The following is a 25,276-nucleotide window of genomic DNA, read 5'->3' on the forward strand; positions in this document are numbered from 1 at the left end:
AAATTTAAATAAACATAAGCAATATAATAACATAGATAAACTAGCAAATTCTGATTATTCTAATTCTAAAAGCTCTTCCCAAAGAGCATATTTACCTTCTAGTTCTTTATTTAGCTGGTCTAATTGATTTTGAATTTTTGCTATCTCTGTTTGAGATTTTTGATAAAAGTCTAACTCACCCATTTGAGCTTCTATATTAACAATGCTATTCTCTAGCTTTTCTATCTGATTAGGAAGATTTCTTAACTGCTTACGCTGCTCATAAGTTAATTTATTTTTTTGCTCATCATCTACTTTTTTAGTAGTTTTAGTTTGCTCAACTTGTCTTTGTTGCGATAGCCAATCATCATAGCCTCCTACATACTCATTCAACTCACCATGTTCGAATACAATAGAACTTGTAGCAACATTATTTATGAACTCTCTATCATGACTAACTAAGATTATAGTACCTTGATAACTTATCAACATTTCCTCTAGAATTTCTAGAGTCTCAATATCTAGATCATTTGTTGGTTCATCTAAAATTATAATGTTACTAGGCTTAGATAGTATTTTAGCCAATAATAAACGATTCTTCTCACCCCCTGATAAATGTGTTATAGGTGAGTGTAATCTTTCTGGTGTAAATAAAAATTTCTGCAAATATGTTATTACGTGAGTTTCTTTACCATTTATGTTAATAAAGTCAGAACCTTCTTTAACATTATCAATTATACTTAAACTCTCATCTAACTGATCTCTTAGCTGATCGAAATATGCAATCTTAATATTATCTGCTAATACAACTTTTCCTTGGCTAGGTTTATCAATACCAAGTAAGCAATTTAAAAGAGTTGTCTTACCGCAACCATTCTGACCAATTATTGCTATCTTATCTGACTTATGAATTTCAGTAGAGAAATTTTTGAACAGGTAATTTCCTTGATATTCAAAACCAATATTATCCGCTTGGATAACTTTTTTGGATGACTTCTCTGCTTGAGCAACTTTGATATCTGCTTTTCCAACTCCCTCACGTCTTTGTTTACGTTCACGTCTCATCTGTTCTAGAGCTCTAACTCGACCTTCATTTCTAGTTCGACGAGCTTTTATTCCTTGACGTATCCAAGCTTCTTCTTGAGCTAATCTTTTATCAAATTCACTGTTTGCTTTTTCTTGAGCATCTAATATTTGTTCTTTCTTCTCCAAGAACTTAGTATAGTTTCCATCAAAAGAATATAAATGCCCTCTATCTAGCTCAATGATACTTTTTGCTACATTATTTAAAAACTTTCTATCATGCGTTATGAAAAGTATAGCTCCACTAAAACTTGCCAAAAACTCTTCTAACCATTTAATCGAATCTATATCAAGATGGTTTGTAGGCTCATCTAGAAGTAGCAAATCAGGCTTATTTATTAATGCTCTAGCAAGAATTACTCTTCTCTTCATTCCACCTGATAAGTCTTTAAATTGAGCAATTGAATCAAGATTAAGCTTAGACGCTAAGATTTCAGCATCATTAAGATAGCTCCAACCATGATTTTCATCTATATATTTATGTAATAATTCTAAGTCAGATGATTGTGGATTATGTACTAAAGTATTTTGGTATGATATTAGCTTTTCTCCAAGCTCTCCTAATCCTTGTAATATAACTTCAGAGATATTACCGTTAATGTTACTAGGAACTTCTTGAATCATACTCGCAACTTTAGCATTATTGTGAATTATAACTTCACCACCATCAGGTATAACTTCTCCTTCAATAATTTTCAATAATGATGATTTACCAGTACCATTACGGCCAATTAGACATATTCTTTGTCCTTTAGATATATCTAAATCCGCATTATCTAGAACTATATGCGTACCAAAATTAAGACTTATATTTTTTAGGGATATTAATTGCATTTAAGAAAATAAAATAATATTAGTTAAATTAAGATATTATTGTACCCTTTCACGCAAAATTTTAATAGAAAATACAAAAATAATCGCAGCAACAAAATACATGATTGCACCAAACGAAATAGGTGATGAAGGAGATATTGCTGATAAATGTCCCATCATAATATCATTTAAGAACCAAGCCAAACCAAATCCCGCTCCTGCTGCTCCCATAGCTTTACCCTGCTCCTTATCAGAAACAGCTCCTGATATCATTGACAAAAGAGCTGTATAGCAAATTAACTGTGCTACAGATAGTATTATTGCTAATAACCATTGAGTTTCTTGATTAGTTAATATAGCCACAAGTGCAAAACCTATACCACAAATAACAGCCGACCTAACAAAAGCTACTTGTCTTGATGTCTTAGCAAAAACGCATGGCTGAATTGTTATACTGGCAATAGCTGTAGATAAGCCCATAACAGCATAAAAAAGTCCCGTCAAAGATATACTATAGTTATAAGTTAAATTTAAGAACAATGCTACACCTTGACCATAGAATCCCCATGCACATTGTATAAGCAAATAAACAACCCCAATCAATCTAACTCTTTTATCTGATAATAAGAAAGATATTGTCTTATATATTGTTGTCAACTGAATTACTAAGCCTGGGTTCTTAGGTAGGTCTTTTTCCATTATAACTATAATAAACATCATATTTATAAAAGAAAACACTGCTGCAAATATAAATGGTATTATATGATTAATGCTCATAGTTGAAACAAAACTTGTTACTATAGGTCCTACTACAAACCCTAATGATGCAGCCATTGTAATATACCCCAAATTCTTAGATTTCTCTTCTTCTGAAGATATATCAATTACAGCTGCCTGAGCAATTTCAAAAGCACCTCCGGCTAAACCACTTATAAACCTACTTGCAATAAATAATAAATAATCATGCGAATATATTGCATATGCGGATAAAAAATACGATACACATGTCGTTGATAAAGCAACAATTAATATTTTTTTACGCCCATATTTATCTGATAATTCACCTATAATTGGACAACCTATTAATAACCCTAATGGCCAACAAGCCAAAGCTATTGAGTAATACCAATTTTGAAAATTACCTCCAGGATCACCAAATGTAATACATGCTTTACCAAAAAATAACGAAGGCATTATAGGAAAAACTAACCCTGCGCCCATTATATCGACGATAATAGTTATAATAAGTGCTGGAATTAAAATATTCCTTGAGTGAATATTCATATAAAACTAAACCTCTTACACATAAAAATGTAATAACAAAAAATTAGGCTACATACTATCCTAAAGAAAAGATTTAATCAATATTTTGAAATTTGCAAAATATAGTTATATTCTATTGATAGTTTTTTTAGAGCATCTAAGAACATATTAATATAAAAAGTAAAACTCTGGTCTTTATCATTCAAAATTTCAACATCTTTTAGCAAAGGTAATATATGTTTTTCAAAGCGTAATAACTCTTTATAGCTTATTCTTTTTCTAGTTTTGATATCAGTAGAAATATCTGCCAAAGATTTCATAATATACTTCTTGAACTCTATAAATGCTGGTTCTTTATCTAGATTTTCTATAGTAGTAATATCAAATGATGCTTCTATATATTCATACATAACTATCATATATCTATATAATCTGCGGATATAAAGACTCATTTTCTCAAATTCACGTACTTTTTTAGCAGACTTCTCATATTTTAGCTCTTTTACAAGTGCAAGATGCTTTGTAAATTCATGAAAAATACTTTCTCTAAGTTTCTTATGAGAATGATTACGTTCAATAAAAAGAATATCAAAGAAATCATGTATTTGAGAAATTGTTTTAGCAAAACTTTCTTTAAGCCTAGTCTCAGCTCTAATAGGAAAAACAAACCTATTTACAGCTAGAGAAATTACTATTCCTAATGATATTTCTACGGCTCTATATATCGCAACTTGTACCCCTGGCTGCTGATTTAATATAATAATAATTAATGTTATACCTGCTAAAGTTCCTGCATAGCTATATTTAGATGCTCCTGCAAAATATACCGCTAAAAATATAAATGGTAATGATAGTAATACCTGAACAGTATTTTCTTTTACAAACGCAACTATTATTATTGCTACACTTGCTCCAATAAGAGTCCCTAAAAATCTCATAAGAGCCTTATCTAAAGCTCCTCCTAAATTTGGTTGGGTAGACATTACAACAAGTATCGTTATTACAATCCATAAATACATCGCATGAATATCAAGGATACTACCCAAAGCATCTCCTATAAGATACCCCAACATTACAGCAACACCTGCCTTGAAAGCATTAATCGCAGCATATTTATTACTATTTAAAAAGGCAAACTGCATGGTCTTATAATTCTTACTCGAACTTCACTTGGAGTATTTTATCATAAAATAAAGTCTATACTTACATAAGGCTTAACCAAGATTACTAGATTTGCTTAAACAAAATTCAGAATTCTAAATTAATACCAAAAATTTATATTATCTAAGTACTTATCCAATTATTAATATCGTCTTTAGGTATGCAATTTACTACTGAAAGTCCATTAGCTGGCCCAAGAATCCATGCATTTTCATCTTCTACAGTGACTCCTTTTTGTACAGTTTTATTGTAAGCCATGAAATTAGCATTTCCTCCAGATAAAATAAATTGAACACCTGTGATCATACAACCGCCCTTAGCATTACATTTTTTACCTATAATTGTGCCTGGCACAACTGAATCTTGTACAAGTAAAATCTGATCCTTAGGACATATTACATTCATAGTACTATTGTGTTTTTTTGCTATAACTTTAATACCATTATAAAATATTGCTGTAGACCAAGCTTGATTTGGCCAACCCAAAACTGTTGTGACATTTATAAAATTAGGAGTCTCTATAGTCCTAGAATTTTGATAACTCTTCTTCGAAGTACAACTCGCTAAAAAAATAGAAAATGATAATACTATAATCGTTATTATTCTTCTCATAATGTAAATAAATATCAACCCTAATTAAAATATAAATAAAAATTTAATTAACCATATTCTTTTTGCAGCAAATTCCACTAATTTCTATAACTAGTTTTGGTAATAAATTCCTTTTTTCAATATCTTTATTTGCTAAAATATGTAACCGTCATATCATCGCCCTATCAAATTTTTAAGGACTTTTCTTATAATGGTAAAAAAAGATAGTAAAGTTTTTCTATTAACATTAGCATTTTTAGCAATGTTACCACCATTTGCTGTAAATACTTACGCTCCTGCGATTCCAAATATTGCGAGCCACTTTAATATTCACCCTAATAATGTAATTTTTACGTTCACAACATACTTTATAGGATTCTCAATTGGCATGCTTTTATGGGGATCTCTATCAGATAAGTATGGTAGAAAACGATGCCTAATTTCAGGAATATCTTTATACATAGTAAGTACTCTACTATGCGCACATAGCCAAAGCTTCTCACAACTTGCAACATTTAGGTTAATTCAAGGCTTAACAGATTCATCAGGAACTGTAATAGCACTTGCGATTGCAAGAGATTGTTATAATGGCAAAAAATTAACAACGACTATAGCAAGCCTATCAATAATAATGCTAATAGCACCTATGATTTCACCTATGATTGGAACTGGATTGATAGTTCTAACAGCAAGCTGGAAAAGCTCCTTTTACTTTTTATTTATCTTTGGGATAGTGTTACTAATTCTTTGTAGCATGATGCCTGAAACACATCCTATACAACATAGACAACAATCTATAAAAAAACTATTTACTGCTTATTTTTGTCATTTTAAAAATATAAAATTTATCGCATATACTATCTGCTCTGGGCTATTATTTGCTGCTTTTTTTAGTTATGTCGGTGCAGCTTCAATAATTTATCTAAAAACTTATAATACAGGATATAGCTTATATGTTTTATATTTTGCCATAACAATAGTAGGACTAGTGCTAGCAAATTTTACTTTAAAAAAACTCAGCGAATCATTACCACTAAAAGTATTTTCATATGCTGGACTTAGCATATCTCTTACTGGAGTATTAATAATGCTGATATATAATCATACAGGCTTTAATCATGCATATATTTTTATGATCATAATGCTAGTCATATGCTATGGTGTAAGCTTAAGCTCAACATCTCTTTTAAGCGAATCACTACAGTTAGTCTCAATCAATTTCGGATCTGCTACTGCTTTAAATAACTTTTTTAAATTCTCATTAGCTGGATTTGCAAACTTTATAATGAGTTTTTCTGCTGGACATAAGTTATTATCAAACCTTCCAATACAACAGCTAATTATTATTCTAATTACAATAGTTATTGTGTATGTAGCTAAGTTTGTAAAAGGACCTAATAATTAAATTCTCTGTCTTACAGTTTCATATAATGCTATGCCTGCTGCTACAGAAACATTTAGACTAGACACTTCACCAAACATTGGTAATTTAGCTAAAAAATCACAACTTGCTTTTGTACGCTGGCGCATACCGTTTCCCTCTGCTCCAGCAACTATAGCAATAGAATCACTTAGATTCATGTCATATAAACTTTCATCAGCCTCACCAGCTAAGCCAACAATCCAAATGCCTTGATCTTTTAACTTTTCGATAGCTCGAGCTAAGTTTGTAACTACGATTATTTTTGTATGCTCTGCAGCTCCACAAGCAACTTTTTTAACTGTTGCATTTATCGGTGCGCTATTATCTTTAGGCACAATAATAAAATCAACCCCAGCTGAATGCGCGCTACGAATGCAAGCACCAAAATTATGCGGGTCTTGGACACTATCTAATATTAAAACAAAAGCATTTTTATCTTTTGGAATTAAACTTTCAATATCTTTTTCTGAATAAGTTTTAAAATCATTTTTTTCTATCGCAAAAATATTCTGATGATTTGCATCTTTTTTAATACGACTTGGTAATAATTTTAGATTATCAATAAAATTAACTTTAATATCTTTTAGCTTGGCATTAGCTATAATATTTTCTATTTTAGGATTAATATTTTGCTTTTTAAATACAATTACTTCTTTAGCCTGATCTGAATCAACTAAACTATCAACTGCATGAATCCCGTAAATTAAATTACTCATTTAGGCCTCCAGAAGCTCAACTAGTTTTTCTCTTAAGCCATCAAATGAGCCATTACTCATCATAACAATTTGGATATTACTCTCTTGATGCTTAATAATTAAGCTTTTAATATTGCTAATAAAATCTTCTACATCACTCATAAAACTAACATTATTAGAATCTTTTAAAAGCTCTTTAGCATCCCATTTTAATAAGCTATGATTATATAAAAGTACCTGATCAGCATCTACAATAGCTATAGGAAGATTATCTTTATTATCACCTTGTCTCATAGTGTTTGAACGAGGATCAATCAAAGCTAAGATATAAGCTTTTGGATCTTTATTACGTACAGCTTCTATAGTTAGCTTTATAGATGTTGGATGATGAGCAAAATCATCATATAAAGTAATATTGTTTTTATTAGATAAAACCTCTAAACGTCTTTTAACACCTTTAAAACTCTCTAAAGCCTTCTTAATATCTTCATCTGAAATATTAAGCTGCTTTGCTACAGCATAAGCACTCATAGCATTTAGAGCATTATGCTGACCAATAAAATCCCATGAGATTTTGACATTATGTTGATTATCATTTAATTCAAATTTAGAATAATCTGCTAAATTATCACTAATATGGACTTCTTCAGCAGAATTAATTTTTATGGTGTTTGACCAACATCCCATATTTATTATGTTTTGTACATTTTTATCTGTTGCATTATAGATAATATTAGCATTTGCTGGCATCTTTCTAATAAGTTGATGAAATTGCCAATATATAGCATCTATATCTTTAAAAATATCAGCATGATCATATTCAATATTATTTATAACAAAGATACTCGGATCATAATGAATTAGTTTTGAACGCTTATCAAAAAAGGCCGTGTCATACTCATCAGCCTCAATAACAAAATACTCAGAATCTGTATATCGTGACGAAACACCAAAATCACTACTTACCCCGCCAACTAAGAAGCTAGGATTTAATCCTGCTTGTTCAAGTATTTTTATAGTCATTGTTGTAGTTGTAGTTTTACCATGCGTCCCAGCTATTGCAATAACTTTTTTATACTTAAGAATATTTTGATATAACCACTCTGGTCCTGAGAAATAGTTTAATTTTTCTACTAAAATTTTTTCTACTATTGGCATACCTCTTTTCATGATATTACCAATAATAATTTCATCCGGATTTATTTCTAACTGCGAACAATCAAAACCTTGTAATATTTCAATCCCTTGAGATTCTAAGTATGTACTCATTGGAGGGTACACATTAGCATCAGAGCCTGTAACTTTATAACCTTTTTGTTTTGCTAATACCGCAAGAGAACCCATAAAGGTTCCACAGATACCTAAAATATGAATATGTTTTGACATTAATTAGTTTTAAACCTTTATAAAAGTTGCTAAATTATAGCAGTTTATAGTTTTTAAATATACTTGTAGTTTTTCTATAGTTTCTAAATCAATCAACAATCTTGTCTGATAGATTATCTTGGTATTACAGAATTTATTATTTATACTTATAACAAAGATTTGAATAGTCTAAGGATAATTTATGTTCATTGAATTTGCTCTAAAAAGTGAAGTACTTAAATTTGGAGAATTTACACTAAAATCAGGACGATTAAGCCCTTATTTCTTTAATGCTGGATTATTTAACTCTGGTAATCAACTTGCAACATTAGCTGATTATTATGCACAGAAGATATCTCAAAGCAGCATTAAGTATGATGTCCTATTTGGCCCTGCATATAAAGGGATTCCTTTAGTAGCTGCTATCTCAACTGTCTTAGCTCTTAAATATAATATAGATATTCCTTATGCCTTTGACCGTAAAGAAGCAAAAGCTCATGGTGAAGGAGGTATTTTTGTTGGAGCGGATATGACAAATAAGAAAGTTTTACTAGTTGATGATGTAATGACAGCTGGTACAGCATTTTATGAATCATATAATAAGCTTAAAACAATTAATGCTGAAATTGCTGGTGTCGTACTGTCTATTGATCGCCAAGAGAAAGCTAAAGATAGTGACATTTCCGCAACAAAAAAAATCTCTCAAGACTTTAATATACCTGTGCTTGCTGTGACAAATTTTGAAAGCATATTCGAGTATGTTAAAGAAAACCTTGATCAAGAGATGATTAATAAATTTAAAGATTACCGTAAAAAATATGGCTCATAATAAAGATATATATATAATTGCAGACTTACATCTAAATATTTCTCACACAGAAACTGCTGAGATATTTAGAAAATTTCTAGAGGGTATTTCAAGTCCAAATAATTTACTTTATATCCTTGGTGATTTTTTTGACTACTGGATAGGCGATGACCATACAGACGAGTTTTATCATCAAATTACAGAATATCTAAAACAAGCATCGGATAAAGGTTTAGAAATCTTTTTTATGCATGGTAATCGTGATTTTCTGATTGGCAAAAAATTTACTCAACAAAGTGGTGTTAAATTAATCAAAGATCCATATTATTTAAATATAGCTGATAAAAAAATAGTTTTAGCTCATGGCGATCGTATGTGTGGTGATGATAAAAGCTATTTATTTTATAGATCTCTAGCTAGAAATAGGATATTACAATTTATATTTTTAAGACTGCCATTATTTTTCCGCCAAAGATTAGCGAAAACAGCTCGTGGTCATAGTTACTCTAAAAACACACAAAAGCCTAATATCGATGTCACTGCAAAAGCTATTAATAAGTATCGTAAAGATTGTGATATTGTAATTCATGGCCATACACATAAAATGGCTGTCCATATTGATGATGACTACACTAGATATGTGTTAGGAGATTGGTTTAAAAATGGCAACTATATAAAAATCTCGAAAGATGGAGAAATAATACAAGTTACAACTCTAAACTAATTAATATCAAAAGACTTTGAGTAAACTTCACAAAGCTCACTCATAGATTTATCTATTGCTACTTTATGTTGCTTTTTATCTAATAACTTCTGTAAAGCTTCTGTTGGTGCAACCTCTATATCTAATATTGGCTCAATTACTGATTCAAACTTAGCAGGATGTGCTGTAGCTACAATTATGTAATCTTTATTACTATCTCTTTGCTTTCTAGCTACAAATCCTGTTGCAGTATGTGGACAAACAATTTCATTATATTGATTATATACTTGCTTTATTTCATCCTTTATTTCAGCATCTGAGACACATGTGGCTTTTACATTATTTTTGAAATTTTCATAATTATCTAATAAGTATAATAATCTCTCAAAATTACTAGGATTACCTACATCCATTGCATTTGCTAAAGTCTCAACACTTGATCTTGGATTAAACTCACCAGTTTTTAGATAATCAATAACTGTATCATTTGCATTTAAACTCATTGATATTTCATCGATTGGAAAGCCCATTTGCTTAGCCCAAAAAGCAGCTGTTATATTACCAATGTTTCCAGATGGTACGATATAGTTAGCTTTTTTACCTGTTTGTAAATAATACTGCCAAGATGTATATGCATAATAAGTTGATTGAGGTAACAATCTACCAATATTTATACTATTTGATGTATTTAATTTTGTCTTATCTGTCCACCAAGATGTTTTAAATGCTTCTTTCACAAGCGCTTGACAATCATCAAAAACACCTTCAACTTCTACAGCCTGGATATTATCACCCCAACAAGTTATTTGTTTTTCTTGTCTTTTAGATATCTTATCCTTAGGAAACATTACTACCACTCGGATATTGCTCTTACCATGAAATGCTGCCGCTACAGCTGATCCAGTATCACCAGAAGTTGCAACTAAAATAGTAAAGGGTTTATCACTACTAATAGAGCTTAGACAGTTTGCTAAAAATCTCGCACCAAAATCCTTAAATGATAAAGTTGGACCATGAAACAGCTCTAACACAGAAGTATTTTTATCTAGTCTTTTTACAGGTACATCAAAAGTAAATGCATTTTGACAAATTTTATCTAAAGAGGTCTCTAGCTCATCACCTTTAAAAAACTCTCTTAATGTATTTGCAGCAAACTCAGCATAACTGATATTTTCATCAAAGTTCTGCCAATCAACTTTAGGAAACCTTTCTGGTACAAATAAGCCCCCATCTGGAGCCAACCCTGATTGCATAGCTTCACTTAATGAAACTTTGATATTTTTATCTCTTGTACTAATAAAATTCATATATAACCTTTACTATTTCTTCTCTAATAAATATGCACCTTTTTCACTCATAGAGCTAATCCAGCTATCAGATTTTAAATTAAATTCATTAAATTTATTTTGCATAGATTGAGTGACTTTTGCAATACTATCTTCTCTTGCTAGTGCAAACATTGTTGGTCCAGAACCAGATATTCCACACGCAAGAGCCCCTGACTCATATGCAGCATTTTTCACATCATAGAAACCAGTAATTAATTTTGCTCTTCTTGGCTCGATAAGTATATCTTTCAAATTCTCACCTAGTAAATCTAAATTTTGAGTATATAAAGCACTTATTACAGTTGCCAAACATGCACTATGCTCAACAATTGTTGTCAAATCATAAGGCTCTTTAAGAAGTTCTCGAGCTGTTTTTGTTTCTATTGAAAGATCAGGACATACAATTGCTACCTTACAATCAGCAATTGGTAATTGTATTTTTTTACATGGTTTTGAGCTTTGCAGTAAGACTAAACCTCCAAACATACATGGAACAGCATTATCACCATGAAAAGCCCCTGTTATTAAGCTTTCTCCATAGATAGCATAGTCTATTAACTCATCATATGATAACGGCTTTTCAAAAAAAGCATTCATTGCCACTAGAGCTGCTACTGAAGATGCTGCAGAACCTCCCATTCCAGAACCAAGAGTTATACCTTTGTTAATATAAACATCAAAACCTATTTTTATATTCTTATCACCAAGGAATTTTTTAATAACAGCGGTGGCAACATTTTTATCACTATCAAAGGGAAGCTTATCAGCTCCAGTAGCACCAGTTATTTGCTTTATAACTAAATCATTATCATCTCTTTTGATAAGCTCTACTGTATCACCGACTCCTTCTAGAGCAAAACCTAAAAGATCATATCCAACCGCAAAATTAGCACTAGTCGCGGGAGCAAAAGCTTTTGCAGAAGTTATATTTGCTAATTTCATGATTATTTTTCTCTTATTACAGTAATAACATCTGCATATACACCAGCAGCAGTAACTTCAATACCTGCACCTGCTCCTTGGATAACCATTGGCTGAGTGTATCTTTGAGTATTTATCATTACAATATTATCTGTGCCTTTAACATTAGCAAAAGAGCTAGTTTCATCATAAGCTTGAATACCAACACTAGCAATACCGTTCTTAATAGATCCTAAATAATGAACTCCTGCAAAACCTTGCTTTTTATTACTTATTTGCTGCATTATTTGATCGTTAAATGTTGGTAATTTCTCGAAGAACTCATCGACACTACAATCTCTTAACTCTTCTGGAACTAAGTTTTCTATAGTTAAATCATTTAAACTAATATTTAAACCTATTTCTCTAGCTAAAATTATAGTTTTTCTAGCAACATCCATACCAGATAAATCTTGACGTGGATCTGGCTCTGTATAACCAGCAGCATAGGCCATTTTTACAGCATCTGAGAAAATTACCCCATTATTTAATTGAGTAAATAAATAACTTAATGTACCTGAGAAAATTCCCTCTATAGATTTAACCTGATCACCACTTTGTACCATATTTTGTAAAGTCGCAATAAGAGGTAGTCCAGCGCAAACGTTTGTTTCATAGAAAAACATAGAATCACATTTGTTAGCAGTTTTTCTTAACTCTTGATAAAACTCATAGTTACCTGAATTTGCATATTTATTTGGCGTTACGACACTTATACCTTTTTGTAAAAAGTCTATATAACTCTTTGAAACATCTTCACTTGCAGTAGCATCAATCACAATTTTTTTGACTGCTGAAGCACGAGACATAAATTCTGCTAATTTTTTTAAATTTACTGGCTCTGTATTTTCTTTAAGTAAATTATCTACATTTTCAAATAGTAGATTATCATATACTATTCTCATTTGTTTTGAGTTAGTGGCTCCAATAAGAACAAGATTTATACCCTTTTCATACCATTTTTGATAAGTTTGCTTCATTTGTTTAATAAACTCTTTACCAATATTACCAGCACCAATTATTGCAATAGCAATATCATCACTTGTAGTATTATAATGGCGATGCATAGCTTGAACGCCTCGAGCCTCATCTTCTGCTTTAACTGCAAAAGTAACGCTTCGTTCTGACGAACCTTGAGCGATAGCATGTATATTTATATTTGCTAACCTAAGTGAATTTACTAACTTTGCAAGTGATCCAGTTTTAGATCTCATACCTTCACCAACAGCAGTAATTAAAGAGTAATGTTTATGTACTATTATTTCTTCTATGAGGTCATTTTTTATTTCATTAGCAAATTCTTGTTTTAGAGTTTCTGTCGCTTTATCAGCATTTATACTATCGATAGCAAAACATATTGAGTACTCAGAGCTTGCTTGAGATATCATCATTACCGATATTTCTGCTTTTTCTAAAGCTCCAAAAACTTTGTATGATATACCAGATACTCCTATCATCCCAGCGCCTTGGACTCTAACAATCGCGACATCTGAAACACTCGTTAAGCCTTTAATAAGACCTTGATTTTCATCTTTATCGGCACTTATTTTAGTACCTACTTCTTCGGGTGCATAACTACTCTTTATATAAATAGGTGTTCTTTCTAAAGCCATTGGTGCAATAGTAAGAGGATGGACAACTGATGCTCCGAAATAAGCTAATTCTAAAGCTTCTTTATATGTTAGCTGGGTTAAAGGTTTTGCTTCTGGAACTACTTGTGGATTTGCACTATATACACCTGCAACATCTGTCCAAATATATAATTTTTCAGCTTGTAATAACTTTGCAAAGATAGCTGCTGAATAATCACTACAATTTAGGCCTAAAATAGTTCTTTTGCCATACTTATTCTGTGCAATAAATCCAGTTATAACATATACATCGGCTTTAGACTCATTTCTTATAATTTCAAGTTTCTCTAAGCTTTGTTGCCAATTGACTGTTACAGGATAGTTACGATCATTAACAATTAGGCATTCTGATGCATCTATAAAATGTACATTTTTATTTTTTGACTTCAAATATGCTGTTAGAATATTTGCTGACCATATCTCACCATAGCCTAAAATAAAAAATCTTAAATTATCTGCACAAAAGCTAGTAATAGTGATAGTACTTAAAATGTGTTTTATATTACGTAAGTCTCTAATAATTAAAGATTTCAAATCTTCATCTTCAGGTATTAACTCTTTAATAAGTCCAATATGATGATCTAAAATTAGATTAATATTTTCATCATAATCATTTCCAACGACTGCTTGATCTATAGCTTTTTGTAGATTACTTGTAGTTTTTGCTGATGCTGAAACAACTACCGCCTCATCGTTACAACTTATAATATTAGCTACATTTTTGATCTTTTCTGCTGTAGCGAGACTACTACCCCCAAACTTATGCACTATCATATATATACCTTTAGATTTAACAAATATTAAATTAGTTAGTTTTGTATTATACTTTATCATTAGATTTTATCACTAGTAATTATGGAGGTTTTTATGCTTAGAGTTGGATTTATTGGTTGGAGAGGAATGGTCGGCTCTGTTTTAATGTCAAGAATGACTGAATCAAAAGACTTTGATGACATATTACCTACCTTTTTCTCAACATCTCAAGCTGGGCAAAATCCATCAGGTTTTATGCAACAATATGGTGCGTTACAAGATGCTCTAGATATAGAACAGCTTAATAAAATGGATGTTTTACTAAGTTGTCAAGGAGGAGAATACACAAAAGATATTCATCCAAAACTTAGAGCTAGTGGTTGGAAAGGTTTTTGGATAGATGCTGCATCAACTTTACGCCTTGATGAAGATAGTACGCTTGTTTTAGATCCTCTAAATTATAATCAAATAGTTAAAGCTATAGATGATGGTAAAAAAGATTTTATTGGCAGTAACTGTACAGTTAGTTTAATGTCTCTAGCAATTGCTGGTTTATTAAAAGAAAATCTTGTTGAATGGGTTAACTCAAGCACATATCAAGCTATCTCAGGATCTGGTGCTGCTGCAATGCAAGAGCTTCTTCAACAATCAGATCTTTTGAGCAAAGCTGATGATGTGAACTTAGATATCTTAACAAGAGAAAAAACTCTAAGAGAGTTATCAAAAGATTCCACAAAAATCCCTCAAGAAAAAACTGCACAAACTTTAGCTTATAATTTACTACCGTGGATAGATGTTGGCATGCCAAATGGTCAAACAAAAGAAGAGTTTAAAGCAGCCACAGAACTAAACAAAATTCTAGATACTAAAAAAACAATCCCTGTTGATGGTGTATGTGTCAGAGTACCAAGTTTAAGATCTCACTCTCAAGCTTTAACTATCAAACTTAGAGAGAAGCTAACTATTGAAGAAATTAAAGCTAAAATTTCTAAAGGCAATGAATGGGTAAAAGTAATTGAAAATAATAAAGAAGATACTCTAAAGAGATTAACACCTCAAGCAACTTCTGGAACTCTTGATATTGCTATTGGACGTATTAAGCCATCTTTATTAGCGGATGATATCTTTCATTGTTTCACAGTTGGAGATCAACTACTTTGGGGAGCAGCTGAGCCACTAAGAAGAGTTTTAAATATTATCAAAAAGAAAATCTAAGGTAAAAATATAGAAAATTTAAAGAATAATTGTTTATATTTTAGATTATTCCCAAACATAACCCTTTGGAATATCACAAGAAGCTATCTTTGAATGTAATCTAAATGATTTAACATTTTTGGTTATTGGGCAAGTACAATTCGCAAATTCCTTAGAACCTTTTTCATATTTACATGGCTGAGCCATACAACCAGCCACATCTATATTAGAGCATTCTGGACCACCTTTAGGACCAGCTGAATCATAAGCTTTATTCATATCAAAGCTATAAGTTGATATTAGATCATAACCCGGTATAAATGAAACCCTATCATCTTTACTATTTTGAGCAGCAACATACGAGCATACTGGAGCTATTTTACCTTTACACTCACCTTTTCCTCCAGGCATGCATGTAGATAAGTTTTTACACTTAGAACCATCTTTGCCACAAACAGCAACAGTTTCATAATACACACCTAAATTCATAATTCCATCAATATTGACATAACTAGGTCCTGTAAACACCTTACATCTACAATTAGCTGTTTTACCATCTTTATTTACTTTACAAGGAAGACTCGGATTCTCACTTGGGTTTACTCCTGTAGGAGTAGGAGGACCTGAAAAATGACAATTTGCAAATGTTGACTGAGGACAATATAACTGTTTAGTTTCACTTGTTGTCCCAGCACCCGCCCAAGCAGAACCTGCACTAGTAGGCCAACAAGTTGTCGCACAGAATGGAGTATTACTACAATTATCACCACAAAAAGGAGTAACACTAGTACATACTTGCCCTGGCTTAAAAACTGGACAACTAAAGCTTTTCGCTGCAGTTGCCGAGTATGAAAAAGTTAAAGCACAAAGCAATAATATAAATACTGATATTTTTTTCATTTAGATATCCTTACAAATTTAAATACTATTTCGATTATATACTATTTATTTTTTTGGGAGAAAGAGATTTTTATACGTTCAACGATATCCTCCATTTTATAACTTCTAGCTCCTTTTACTGTTACTTTAACTTCTTCTTGTTTAGAGCTTGCTATAAAATCTATTAAATCTTTATTTAAATGTTCTTTTGATTCATAGTAAGTTACTTTTTGATCATTGGCTTCTTTAAGTGCATACTCCATCAGCTGTTTATCACCAAATAAAAAGACTCTATCAAGATTCGCTTGTGCTAACCATTGACCCATTTGTCTATGATAGTTTTCAGCCTCACTACCTAATTCTCTCATCGAACTAGCTACAAGAATTTTTTTACCTTTAAAATCAATCAAATCATCAATGGCTGCCTTCATTGCAGCAACACTAGCATTATAAGTATCATCAACTAACGTTAATTTTTCAGTTAATTTTTCGCTAGAGAACCTTCCTTTATAATTCTTAATTTTTTGAGTATTCTCTAAAAACTCACTTGGTTGAATGCCTGTAGCAACTACACTAGCGATCGCTAATATGCTATTAAGTATATTATGTTTACCAATATTAGGTAATTTATAGCTATATTGTTTATCAAAGATTCTAACTTGAACATCATAGTATTCTGATGAAAATTTATAATCTAAAAGTAAAATATCAGCAGCTTGATTTCTCATTGAACAAGTTATTTTTTTACAGTCTAATTTATCAACATAATGAGGTATTCTTTCATCATCAAGATTAACAATACAATATCCATCTTTAGGTAATGCTTTTAAAAGTTCACCCTTTTCTATCATCACTCCATCTAAGGTTTTCAAATTTTCTAAATGACTAGCGCCAACATTTGTAATCATAGCAATATCTGGTTGAATAATATCAGCAGCAGCTTTTATCTCTCCACCAACATTTGTACCTGCTTCAACTACTGCAAAATCAACATCTTGAGGTGTTTCTAATATAGTCATTGGCACACCAAGATAATTATTAAAATTGCCTTGAGTAAAATGAACTTTTTTATTTGATAAGAGAGTTACAATCATTTCTTTTACAGTCGTCTTACCACAGCTCCCCGTCAGAGAGATTATTGGCATATTTAATGATTTACGATACTCTTTGGCTAAAGCTCTTAAACCTTTAATAGTATTACCACACAATATCTGTGGAATATCTAGATCTTGTTCCTTTGAAACTAAAAGAGCTTTCGCTCCATTAGCAATAGCACTTGGAGTAAACTCATGTCCATCACGGTTAGCCACAATTGCTACAAATAATGCATCTTGTTTTATATCATTAGAATTAATACTGACTGTTTGAATTGAAATATCTTCACCAAGATATTCCAGACCTGCTTGTATTGCTAACTGTTTTAGTGATTTGATCATGAATATAAACTGAAATATTGATATTTAATGTATTCTAAGATAACTAAAGAATAAAGACTAGCTATTAATATAATAATTACTAGAAACAGTAACTAAAAGATCATTAATTATTAACTTCTGACCAATGATATGGCATAAGCTCACTAATTGTTTTAAAAACCAACTCATTATTTTTAGTAGTTACAGCAGCTTTAACATCATTACCCCAATGAACCAAGCGTTCTTGGCAAATTCCACATGGAGATAAAATCAAGAACTTACCTTCTTCGTTCTCGCGCATATACATAAAGAGTGTGTCACTATCTCATTTAACTTATGCGCTTCTAAATAAGCTCCTACTTCCATACAAAGAGATAAAGCATCATTTTTCACCTCAGGTGCTACACTCGTCAAAATCTTACCTGATTTAGTTCTTACTGCTGCAGCTCCTCCAAAACCTAAAGGATATCTAGCCTTTATTAACTCAACTGCCGCATCATAAAGATTCTTACCTATTTGATCCATATTTAAATCTCCAAATTACTATACAAGCCAACCTCTTTGCCAAGCTATATCAAGTTGATTTTCAACATACTGCCATAATTCTGGCGCTATATATTTTAATCCTATATTTCTTTTAACAACTTTCTCTTTTGGCACTTTTCCATAAGCTGTCCAACTTCCACCATTATTTTGCATATTTTGAAAGACTGGAACTACTCTATCAATTGCTTTTGAAAATTTTGCTTCTAGAGTATCACCTTCCTCAAACTCAAGCCATAATGTTTTATATTCTTGAGCTTCGCTTTCTGGTAGTAATGAAAATACTTTTTCTAATGCTTCAAGCTCTTTAATATTTTGTTCAGCAAGTATTTCATGATTATCAAAAGCATATGTATCTCCAGCATATATTTCAACAAGATCATGAATTAATAGCATTTTAAGTACTTTTAAAACATCAATATCGCCACTCGCATATTCTTGTAATATAATCCCTGTTAAGGCAACATGCCAGCTATGTTCAGCAGTGTTTTCTCTACGATTATCATCATATTTTATTAAGCCTCTGCGATATACACTCTTTAGCTTATCTAACTCTTGGATAAAATTTACTTTCTTTTCCAAGTTTTGATATTTTTCTGATTTAGTCATATATATTAAAAAATAAGAATCAGTAATAAAATATTCTAAGTTTAAAATAAGCTATGGATAAATACTATTTAAAAGCTTACTTTTTCAGAATTTAAGGTTATAAAGCTACCCGTACTTGAGTTAAATTGAACAGATGTACAGCTATATAATGATAATAAAATAATCAACAATACGTTTATTCTTTTAATCATTCTGTATAAAAAAACTCTAATTTGAAGTTAAGTATAATAAAAAAATTATACTAAGTGTAAATATCTAGATTGAAATAAATTTATGATCTTATAGCATATAATGCTACTAAATATTTTAAGAGTTAATTGTTTGGGCAATTATAAACTGATCCTGTTACAGTATAATTGGTCTGTTGTGAACTATAGTCAAAGTTCCCATCAAAACTATTTCCACCACCAGTATTTCCAGCTTGACTAGATATTAATTGGATATAATTACCTCCCATTTCAGCTGCCTCATTTCTTACTTTATTATAAGCGCCCTCTTGTAAATTATTATTAGATGTAAATGAGCCAGTAAAGAAGTTACCTTGTGTAGCTGTAACAGTATTAACAAATTTACAATTTTTTGCTGGAGCAGCTCTAGAGATTTGTACCTTACTAGCAACAGGACTTAATTGAACCGATGAGCAACTCGCTAAGAAAACTATACCTATAGGTACAGTTAATATTTTTTTATTAATCATTTTTGTAATCTTAATTTGAAAGTTAAATTTCGCTTGATTATATTTCTTTATCTATTAGATTCAATGAATTTTATAGCATAATTTCTCTCACGATATACTAAATTTATTCCTCCTACATTAATTAAGCTCTTTTAATCTACTCTGGATATCACCCATATTAGATAAATAATCGTATTTATTATTAACTGCATTGCTAGGCTTATTAATAGATAAACTATATGATCCAATCTGATTAGCGTTAGAAAAACTTATTAATGTTATTAGTGATACTATTGATAGTAATGATATTTTTTTTACTCTTTGCATGATACTTATCCAAAATGATAATTAAATTTGGATCTATGATATAGTTTTTAAATTAATTAAACAGACTATTATAAGAAACATATCTTTTCCAAAATAGAAACAACTCTATAAAAATCAAATTTAGAACTATCTTGGGTAAAAATTTTGTCCCTTAATCTTGTGGCAATAAAGACATCCCAGGTTTTTCACTAGCTAAATCTTTAATATGCTCACATAAGTAATTAACAAAAATAGCCACTGGAGATGTACTATTTATAGGTCGATGATATATGTAAATATTCATATCAGGCAATTTCTTACCTACATCAACTAAAACTAAATTATTATTAGCAACCTCTTCATAAAGCTCCGCATAAGAAGCAGCAAATATCCCAAATGAACTCTTAGCTGCATGAATATTAAACAAATTAGAGTCTGTCGTATACCTACAAGGCATTTTCACCTTAGTATTATCGCAAAAAGTTAATGTATCAAAGGGTTGAAGCATTCTTCTATTAGATATTAGAGAATAATTCTCTAAATCATTAACACTTTTAGGATTACCTTTTTTCTTTATATACTCAGGAGAGGCAAATAATTTAAGCTCGAATGAACAAACAGGAACTTTTATTACCTGAGAATCATTATATTCTATACCACTAATAATCATGTCATAATTACCATCAACTATTTTAGCAATAGAGTTTGCAACATAAAGTTCCATAGATATTTTTGGATAGTCTTTTAAGAAATTTGTAATGATACTCATCAAAGGACTAACCATAAGAGACAAAGGAATAGAAAATTTAACTTTACCGCTTGGCTCATCTGACAAAGAATCAAAGCATTCATGCATATTTTTAATGTCTGCTAATACACGCTGACAATGTGATAAAAATATCTCTCCGGCTTTGGTTAACAACACTTTCTTTTTAGATCTTTCGAGGAATATAGCTTTGTTTTCTGCTTCTAGCCAACTAACCTGTTTACTAAGTTGAGAGGTACTCACATCTAATTCTCTAGCAGCTTTAGAAAAGCTTGAATGCTTGAATGCTTGAATGCTTGAATGCTTGAATGCTTGACAATCTCAACAAAATTTCTAATACATATCAAATAGTTATACATGACAAACCAGCTTTAGTTAATATTTTTAATAATTTCCCTCTCATCAAAATACTCTTTGACCCCATTTTTATCAAGATAGCATTCATGGCCTTTTCCTGCTAGCAGGATAATATCTCCATCTTTAGAATTCTCAATAGCATATTTAATAGCATCTTTACGAGATGAAATAAAATTGTGTTGATTTAAATCAACAAAACCTCTTCTAATATCATCAAAAATATTATCTATATTCTCAAATCGGCTATTATCTTCTGTAACAACAACTTTATCAGCATATTTTTCAGCAATTCTAGCCATCTCAGGTCTTTTTGTAGCATCTCTATCACCACCACAACCAAAGACACACCATAAAGTCTTTTGAGAATAATTTTGTAATGTTTGTAATGCCTTTTCTAGAGCATCTGGAGTATGCGCATAATCAATTATAACTTTAGCATTATTCGCTAATTCTATAATCTCCATACGCCCTTTTACCGATCTTATTTCAGATATCTTTGCTAAAAGTGACTCTTTAGGAATGACATCTAGTAGTGTAGCTAGACTTAAACCTAGATTCATCAAATTAAACTCACCAATTAGGCTAGTTGTATACTCACCTATAAATTCTTGAAAAATATACAAATCAAAACTAGTTTGCATATTTTCAATATCTTTAACATCTATATAAACATCTGCCTGATTTGATTTTAAGCTTACTGTTATAACTTTACAGCTACAAAGATCACAAAGCCTCTGACCATAATCATCATCTATATTTATAATTGCTTTCTTTAAACTATCAAACTTAAATAATTTAGCTTTTGCTTCAAAGTAATTATCCATAGTTTTATGATAATCAAGATGGTCATGACTAAGATTACTAAACACTACAATATCAAAATCTAAGCCTTCGGTACGTTTCTGATCTAACGAATGAGATGAAACTTCCATAACCAAATTTTGATAATTACTATAACTTGATATAGTTTGATATAAAGATAAAACATCTAGCGTAGTATGAGAACTTTCCTTTAGATTAGGATAGATGCCATTACCATTTGTACCCAACAGTAATGATTTTTGCGCATTCAAAGTAAAAAACTGAGCAATATAATTAGAAATAGATGTCTTTCCATTTGTACCTGTTATGCCTATTATATTTTGAGGTTTTTTATAGTTATAAAACCATTTAGCCAAATTCGGTAGCTTATCCTTGAGCCTCTCAATATAAAATACTTTATTTTGATCTTCAAACTCAGCAGCATCAGTTAAAACTAAATCAACACCTTTAGAAATAACAGTATCAATATACTTATTACCATCAGTAGTTTGGCCTTTTAGAGCGATAAAAGCTGATTTGTTATCACATTTACGACTATCTAAATATAAAGACTGAATTTTGAAATCATTTTTAGATAAGTTTTGAACATCCAAAAATTTTAATATTTGACTGATAGATCTCATAGCGAACCAACCCAATGTGTCATTCTATGGCTTGACCATAGAATCTATTCAAATTTTAGCATATACATGGATACTACGGTCGAGCCGTAGTATGACAGATTAGAAAATTACTTTTTAAAAGCTGGAAAACCTAGCTTTTCTCTAGCTGCATAATATTCTTTGGCAATTTCTAAAGCTAATTTTCTAACTCTTAAAATATATCCTTGTCTTTCTGTCACAGATATTGCATGACGAGCATCTAATAAATTAAAAGTGTGCGAAGCTTTCAAGACAAATTCATAAGCAGGAATAGGAAGATTTTTTTCAACTAGTCTATAACCTTCTTTTTCTAATAAATCAAATTGCTTAAATAACTCTTCAACATTCGCTTCTTCAAAGTTATAAGTAGACATTTCTACTTCATTTTGTAGAAATACATCACGATAGTATAAAGGACCATTTTGAGTATTTGCCCAAAGGATATCATACATACTATCAACATTTTGGATATACATTGCAAGACGCTCAAGACCATAAGTTATCTCACCCATCACAGGTTTACACTCTAGCCCACCAACTTGTTGGAAATATGTAAACTGTGTAATTTCCATACCGTTAGACCACACTTCCCAACCAAGTCCCCAAGCACCTAGCGTTGGCGACTCCCAGTTATCCTCAACAAAACGAATATCATTTTCTAAAGCATCTATACCAAGTTCTTTTAAAGAACCTAAATATAGTTCTTGAATATTATCTGGAGATGGCTTCATTACAACCTGATATTGATAGTAATGCTGTGTACGGTTTGGATTCTCACCATAGCGACCATCTGTAGGTCTTCTAGATGGTTGAACATAAGCCGCAGTCCATGGTTCTGGACCTATTGCTCGTAGAGTTGTCGCTGGATGAAAAGTACCAGCACCTACTTCCATATCTAGTGGCTGAATAATAGCGCACCCTTTAGATGCCCAATAATGATGTAACTTTAAAATAATCTCTTGAAATGTAAGCATAATAATTAAAATTTTCACATAACTATAATTTTGTAAAAGATTCTATCATATTTGGATGTTAATAAATATTATATAAAAATATCTATCGTGGATTATTTATCAGTTCTCTTGCTTGATGGCTATTTTGATTAAGCTTTCTCATACTCAACTATTAATAAGCATAAGAAATGCTTATTATTTGACTTTTTTTATTACTTGTATAATATAGCTATCTAATTTTAAGATATCAAAAATTTAGTTCATGAGAATAGCAATTAATGGTGCTGGTGTTGCTGGTTTATCTTTAGCTTGGTGGCTTGAAAAGTATGGCTTTGAAGTAACAGTCTTTGAAAAAAAGCAAAAACTACCAACCGAAGGATACCTTATTAACTGTTGGGGTTCTGGATATGATGTACTAAAGAAAACAGGACTATTAAATAACATAAAAGACAAAGTCATCAACTTAAAGCACATAAAATGCTATAATCACACTGCTCAAAACTCTAATTCCGTAGAGGTTTCTTCAATAATTAGAAAAAACTACGGTAAGTTTATTAGTATAAGAAGATCCGATCTCCTATCTATAATTTATAATGATCTTGAAAAAACTAATGTGATTTTTGGTACTTCCATATCCAGTTTTGAAGATGTGGATGATAAAGTTATTGTAGAACGTTCAGATGGTAAAAGAGAATCTTTTGATATAATTATAGGTGCAGATGGTTTTCACTCTCATATCCGTTCACTAACTTTTAAAGAAGAAGAGTATAAAGATGTTGATATAAATACTTATATTGCTTCTTTTTATAATCATGATGCTGCTGTGCATACCGATAAAGACTCGTACGAACTTTTTCTCGATAGAGATAAACAAGCTTCGTTAATATCTCTTAATGATAAAAAAACTAGTGTGTGTACTTTTGCATTTGATAAAGCTCTAGTTAGTACAAAACCAAAGACATTACAGAGTAAAAAAGATGAATTGAAATCGGTATTTAAAGGATTTGAAGGTAAAATCAATAAAATATTAGAAAATCTTGAAAATGTTGATGAAATATTTTTTGATAACGTTGGGCAAGTAAAAATGGATAGCTGGTATAAAGATAGAGTTGCCTTAATAGGAGATGCCTCAAGTGCACCTTCATTACTTGCTGGTCAAGGTTCAATTTTTGCGCTATGTGAAGCTTATATACTTGCTGGAGAATTATATGAATCTAAAGGTGACTATAAAAAAGCATTCTCTGAATGGCAAAATAAGCTAAAAGATATCATTGATGAGAAACAAGATAATAGTCTTACAAATTTATCATTTTTTATGCCTGAAGAAATATTTACGAATTACATAATACCTATGAAAGGCAATCTTCAATCTGTACCTATATTTAACCAAATCTTTGGTGCTGAAGTATTAAGATATAGTATTGATCTACCTGCTTACTATACAGAGGCTGAAGATCTTCAATATAAGTCTATTTAATTATCAAAGACTGTTGAATTAATATCCCAAATTGTTAGATATATTTTGTAAAATACAGATGTTACAGATATTAGTATTTTAA

Annotated in this window: 24 protein-coding genes; 5 read left to right on the top strand and 19 right to left on the bottom strand. The window is 30.9% G+C overall.

Translation table 11 applies throughout. The features are described 5' to 3' along the window. Positions 1-54: 54 nt before the first annotated feature. From R8535_RS01295 to R8535_RS01310, 4 genes are all read right to left on the bottom strand, one after another. Positions 55-1,896 carry an ATP-binding cassette domain-containing protein gene (locus tag R8535_RS01295; RefSeq protein WP_329495787.1) on the bottom strand — a complete coding sequence of 614 codons (1,842 nt, stop codon included), beginning with the start codon at positions 1,894-1,896 and terminating at the stop codon, positions 55-57. 36 nt (positions 1,897-1,932) lie between these two features. Continuing rightward, positions 1,933-3,159, bottom strand: a complete 1,227-nt coding sequence (locus R8535_RS01300; RefSeq protein WP_329495789.1) for an MFS transporter — start codon at positions 3,157-3,159, stop codon at positions 1,933-1,935. Between the two features lie 77 nt (positions 3,160-3,236). Next, positions 3,237-4,280 carry an FUSC family protein gene (locus R8535_RS01305; RefSeq protein ID WP_329495791.1) on the bottom strand — a complete coding sequence of 348 codons (1,044 nt, stop codon included), beginning with the start codon at positions 4,278-4,280 and terminating at the stop codon, positions 3,237-3,239. Positions 4,281-4,422: 142 nt separating this feature from the next. Next, positions 4,423-4,911, bottom strand: coding sequence for a hypothetical protein (locus tag R8535_RS01310; RefSeq protein WP_329495793.1), 489 nt, complete (start codon positions 4,909-4,911; stop codon positions 4,423-4,425). A gap of 190 nt (positions 4,912-5,101) precedes the next feature. On the opposite strand from R8535_RS01310, the gene R8535_RS01315 reads away from it, so the two are divergent. Next, positions 5,102-6,295, top strand: a complete 1,194-nt coding sequence (locus tag R8535_RS01315) for a multidrug effflux MFS transporter (protein ID WP_329495794.1) — start codon at positions 5,102-5,104, stop codon at positions 6,293-6,295. Here the strand turns inward: R8535_RS01315 and rlmB are convergent. Both rlmB and mpl read right to left on the bottom strand, forming a co-directional pair. Then, positions 6,292-7,029: a 23S rRNA (guanosine(2251)-2'-O)-methyltransferase RlmB gene (gene rlmB, locus R8535_RS01320; RefSeq protein WP_329495796.1), complete on the bottom strand. Its 738-nt coding sequence runs from the start codon at positions 7,027-7,029 to the stop codon at positions 6,292-6,294. The two genes, R8535_RS01315 and rlmB, sit on opposite strands and share 4 nt — an antisense overlap. After that, the gene (gene mpl / locus R8535_RS01325; protein WP_329495798.1) at positions 7,030-8,394 is read right to left on the bottom strand and encodes a UDP-N-acetylmuramate:L-alanyl-gamma-D-glutamyl-meso-diaminopimelate ligase; all 1,365 of its coding nucleotides are present in this window, start codon (positions 8,392-8,394) and stop codon (positions 7,030-7,032) included. It abuts the gene before it with no gap. A gap of 181 nt (positions 8,395-8,575) precedes the next feature. Between mpl and pyrE the strand changes: the two genes are divergently transcribed. Together pyrE and R8535_RS01335 are read left to right on the top strand one after the other, a co-directional pair. After that, the gene (pyrE, locus tag R8535_RS01330) at positions 8,576-9,202 is read left to right on the top strand and encodes an orotate phosphoribosyltransferase (protein WP_329495799.1); all 627 of its coding nucleotides are present in this window, start codon (positions 8,576-8,578) and stop codon (positions 9,200-9,202) included. Continuing rightward, entirely contained in the window at positions 9,192-9,905 is a 714-nt protein-coding gene (locus R8535_RS01335; RefSeq protein ID WP_329495801.1) for a UDP-2,3-diacylglucosamine diphosphatase, read from the top strand. Before pyrE ends, R8535_RS01335 begins: the two co-directional genes overlap by 11 nt. On the opposite strand, the gene thrC is transcribed toward R8535_RS01335, so the two are convergent. From thrC to thrA, 3 genes are read right to left on the bottom strand one after another with little or no spacing between them, the layout of a single operon-like run. Further along, a complete protein-coding gene (gene thrC, locus R8535_RS01340; RefSeq protein ID WP_329495802.1) occupies positions 9,902-11,191 on the bottom strand; it encodes a threonine synthase in 1,290 nt (429 codons plus the stop codon). The two genes, R8535_RS01335 and thrC, sit on opposite strands and share 4 nt — an antisense overlap. A gap of 12 nt (positions 11,192-11,203) precedes the next feature. Next, positions 11,204-12,154, bottom strand: coding sequence for a homoserine kinase (locus R8535_RS01345; protein ID WP_329495804.1), 951 nt, complete (start codon positions 12,152-12,154; stop codon positions 11,204-11,206). Positions 12,155-12,156: 2 nt separating this feature from the next. Beyond that, positions 12,157-14,577, bottom strand: a complete 2,421-nt coding sequence (thrA, locus tag R8535_RS01350; protein WP_329495806.1) for a bifunctional aspartate kinase/homoserine dehydrogenase I — start codon at positions 14,575-14,577, stop codon at positions 12,157-12,159. 93 nt (positions 14,578-14,670) lie between these two features. On the opposite strand from thrA, the gene asd reads away from it, so the two are divergent. Beyond that, entirely contained in the window at positions 14,671-15,771 is a 1,101-nt protein-coding gene (gene asd, locus R8535_RS01355; RefSeq protein WP_329495808.1) for an aspartate-semialdehyde dehydrogenase, read from the top strand. A gap of 45 nt (positions 15,772-15,816) precedes the next feature. Here the strand turns inward: asd and R8535_RS01360 are convergent, their stop codons facing one another. From R8535_RS01360 to glyQ, 10 genes are all read right to left on the bottom strand, one after another. Further along, the gene (locus R8535_RS01360; protein ID WP_329495810.1) at positions 15,817-16,650 is read right to left on the bottom strand and encodes a hypothetical protein; all 834 of its coding nucleotides are present in this window, start codon (positions 16,648-16,650) and stop codon (positions 15,817-15,819) included. 41 nt (positions 16,651-16,691) lie between these two features. After that, positions 16,692-18,065, bottom strand: coding sequence for a UDP-N-acetylmuramoyl-tripeptide--D-alanyl-D-alanine ligase (locus tag R8535_RS01365; protein ID WP_329495812.1), 1,374 nt, complete (start codon positions 18,063-18,065; stop codon positions 16,692-16,694). Positions 18,066-18,168: 103 nt separating this feature from the next. Further along, positions 18,169-18,345, bottom strand: a complete 177-nt coding sequence (locus tag R8535_RS01370) for a hypothetical protein (RefSeq protein WP_329495813.1) — start codon at positions 18,343-18,345, stop codon at positions 18,169-18,171. Further along, positions 18,315-18,569: a hypothetical protein gene (locus R8535_RS01375; RefSeq protein ID WP_329495814.1), complete on the bottom strand. Its 255-nt coding sequence runs from the start codon at positions 18,567-18,569 to the stop codon at positions 18,315-18,317. Before R8535_RS01375 ends, R8535_RS01370 begins: the two co-directional genes overlap by 31 nt. An 18-nt stretch (positions 18,570-18,587) precedes the next feature. After that, on the bottom strand, positions 18,588-19,196 hold the full coding sequence (locus R8535_RS01380) for an HD domain-containing protein (RefSeq protein WP_329495816.1): 609 nt from the start codon (positions 19,194-19,196) through the stop codon (positions 18,588-18,590). Between the two features lie 313 nt (positions 19,197-19,509). Beyond that, the gene (locus R8535_RS01385; protein WP_329495817.1) at positions 19,510-19,893 is read right to left on the bottom strand and encodes a DUF4156 domain-containing protein; all 384 of its coding nucleotides are present in this window, start codon (positions 19,891-19,893) and stop codon (positions 19,510-19,512) included. Between the two features lie 117 nt (positions 19,894-20,010). Then, entirely contained in the window at positions 20,011-20,199 is a 189-nt protein-coding gene (locus tag R8535_RS01390) for a hypothetical protein (RefSeq protein ID WP_329495818.1), read from the bottom strand. 151 nt (positions 20,200-20,350) lie between these two features. Further along, the gene (locus R8535_RS01395; protein ID WP_329495826.1) at positions 20,351-21,238 is read right to left on the bottom strand and encodes a LysR family transcriptional regulator; all 888 of its coding nucleotides are present in this window, start codon (positions 21,236-21,238) and stop codon (positions 20,351-20,353) included. A 77-nt stretch (positions 21,239-21,315) separates the two neighbouring features. Next, complete coding sequence (locus R8535_RS01400; protein ID WP_329495819.1) at positions 21,316-22,746, bottom strand: UDP-N-acetylmuramoyl-L-alanyl-D-glutamate--2,6-diaminopimelate ligase; 1,431 nt, start codon at positions 22,744-22,746, stop codon at positions 21,316-21,318. 107 nt (positions 22,747-22,853) lie between these two features. Continuing rightward, the gene (glyQ, locus tag R8535_RS01405) at positions 22,854-23,738 is read right to left on the bottom strand and encodes a glycine--tRNA ligase subunit alpha (RefSeq protein WP_329495820.1); all 885 of its coding nucleotides are present in this window, start codon (positions 23,736-23,738) and stop codon (positions 22,854-22,856) included. A gap of 241 nt (positions 23,739-23,979) precedes the next feature. Between glyQ and R8535_RS01410 the strand changes: the two genes are divergently transcribed. After that, entirely contained in the window at positions 23,980-25,194 is a 1,215-nt protein-coding gene (locus R8535_RS01410) for an FAD-dependent monooxygenase (RefSeq protein WP_329495822.1), read from the top strand. Positions 25,195-25,276: the final 82 nt, after the last annotated feature.

It is taken from the genome of Francisella sp. 19S2-4, assembly GCF_036281795.1.
In the GTDB taxonomy this organism is placed as follows: Bacteria; Pseudomonadota; Gammaproteobacteria; order Francisellales; family Francisellaceae; genus Francisella.

Excerpts from the sequence above, each read along its gene's own strand:
- asd (WP_329495808.1), top strand. The coding sequence starts at position 14,671 with ATGCTTAGAGTTGGATTTATTGGTTGGAGAGGAATGGTCGGCTCTGTT.
- R8535_RS01335 (WP_329495801.1), top strand. The coding sequence starts at position 9,192 with ATGGCTCATAATAAAGATATATATATAATTGCAGACTTACATCTAAAT.
- pyrE (WP_329495799.1), top strand. The coding sequence starts at position 8,576 with ATGTTCATTGAATTTGCTCTAAAAAGTGAAGTACTTAAATTTGGAGAA.
- R8535_RS01300 (WP_329495789.1), bottom strand. The coding sequence starts at position 3,159 with ATGAATATTCACTCAAGGAATATTTTAATTCCAGCACTTATTATAACT.
- R8535_RS01400 (WP_329495819.1), bottom strand. The coding sequence starts at position 22,746 with ATGAGATCTATCAGTCAAATATTAAAATTTTTGGATGTTCAAAACTTA.
- R8535_RS01375 (WP_329495814.1), bottom strand. The coding sequence starts at position 18,569 with ATGGATCAAATAGGTAAGAATCTTTATGATGCGGCAGTTGAGTTAATA.
- R8535_RS01385 (WP_329495817.1), bottom strand. The coding sequence starts at position 19,893 with ATGATTAATAAAAAAATATTAACTGTACCTATAGGTATAGTTTTCTTA.
- R8535_RS01315 (WP_329495794.1), top strand. The coding sequence starts at position 5,102 with ATGGTAAAAAAAGATAGTAAAGTTTTTCTATTAACATTAGCATTTTTA.
- R8535_RS01365 (WP_329495812.1), bottom strand. The coding sequence starts at position 18,065 with ATGATCAAATCACTAAAACAGTTAGCAATACAAGCAGGTCTGGAATAT.
- R8535_RS01310 (WP_329495793.1), bottom strand. The coding sequence starts at position 4,911 with ATGAGAAGAATAATAACGATTATAGTATTATCATTTTCTATTTTTTTA.
- R8535_RS01390 (WP_329495818.1), bottom strand. The coding sequence starts at position 20,199 with ATGCAAAGAGTAAAAAAAATATCATTACTATCAATAGTATCACTAATA.
- R8535_RS01305 (WP_329495791.1), bottom strand. The coding sequence starts at position 4,280 with ATGCAGTTTGCCTTTTTAAATAGTAATAAATATGCTGCGATTAATGCT.
- R8535_RS01345 (WP_329495804.1), bottom strand. The coding sequence starts at position 12,154 with ATGAAATTAGCAAATATAACTTCTGCAAAAGCTTTTGCTCCCGCGACT.
- R8535_RS01370 (WP_329495813.1), bottom strand. The coding sequence starts at position 18,345 with ATGCGCGAGAACGAAGAAGGTAAGTTCTTGATTTTATCTCCATGTGGA.
- R8535_RS01380 (WP_329495816.1), bottom strand. The coding sequence starts at position 19,196 with ATGACTAAATCAGAAAAATATCAAAACTTGGAAAAGAAAGTAAATTTT.
- R8535_RS01295 (WP_329495787.1), bottom strand. The coding sequence starts at position 1,896 with ATGCAATTAATATCCCTAAAAAATATAAGTCTTAATTTTGGTACGCAT.
- glyQ (WP_329495820.1), bottom strand. The coding sequence starts at position 23,738 with ATGCTTACATTTCAAGAGATTATTTTAAAGTTACATCATTATTGGGCA.
- thrA (WP_329495806.1), bottom strand. The coding sequence starts at position 14,577 with ATGATAGTGCATAAGTTTGGGGGTAGTAGTCTCGCTACAGCAGAAAAG.
- thrC (WP_329495802.1), bottom strand. The coding sequence starts at position 11,191 with ATGAATTTTATTAGTACAAGAGATAAAAATATCAAAGTTTCATTAAGT.
- R8535_RS01360 (WP_329495810.1), bottom strand. The coding sequence starts at position 16,650 with ATGAAAAAAATATCAGTATTTATATTATTGCTTTGTGCTTTAACTTTT.
- R8535_RS01410 (WP_329495822.1), top strand. The coding sequence starts at position 23,980 with ATGAGAATAGCAATTAATGGTGCTGGTGTTGCTGGTTTATCTTTAGCT.
- mpl (WP_329495798.1), bottom strand. The coding sequence starts at position 8,394 with ATGTCAAAACATATTCATATTTTAGGTATCTGTGGAACCTTTATGGGT.
- rlmB (WP_329495796.1), bottom strand. The coding sequence starts at position 7,029 with ATGAGTAATTTAATTTACGGGATTCATGCAGTTGATAGTTTAGTTGAT.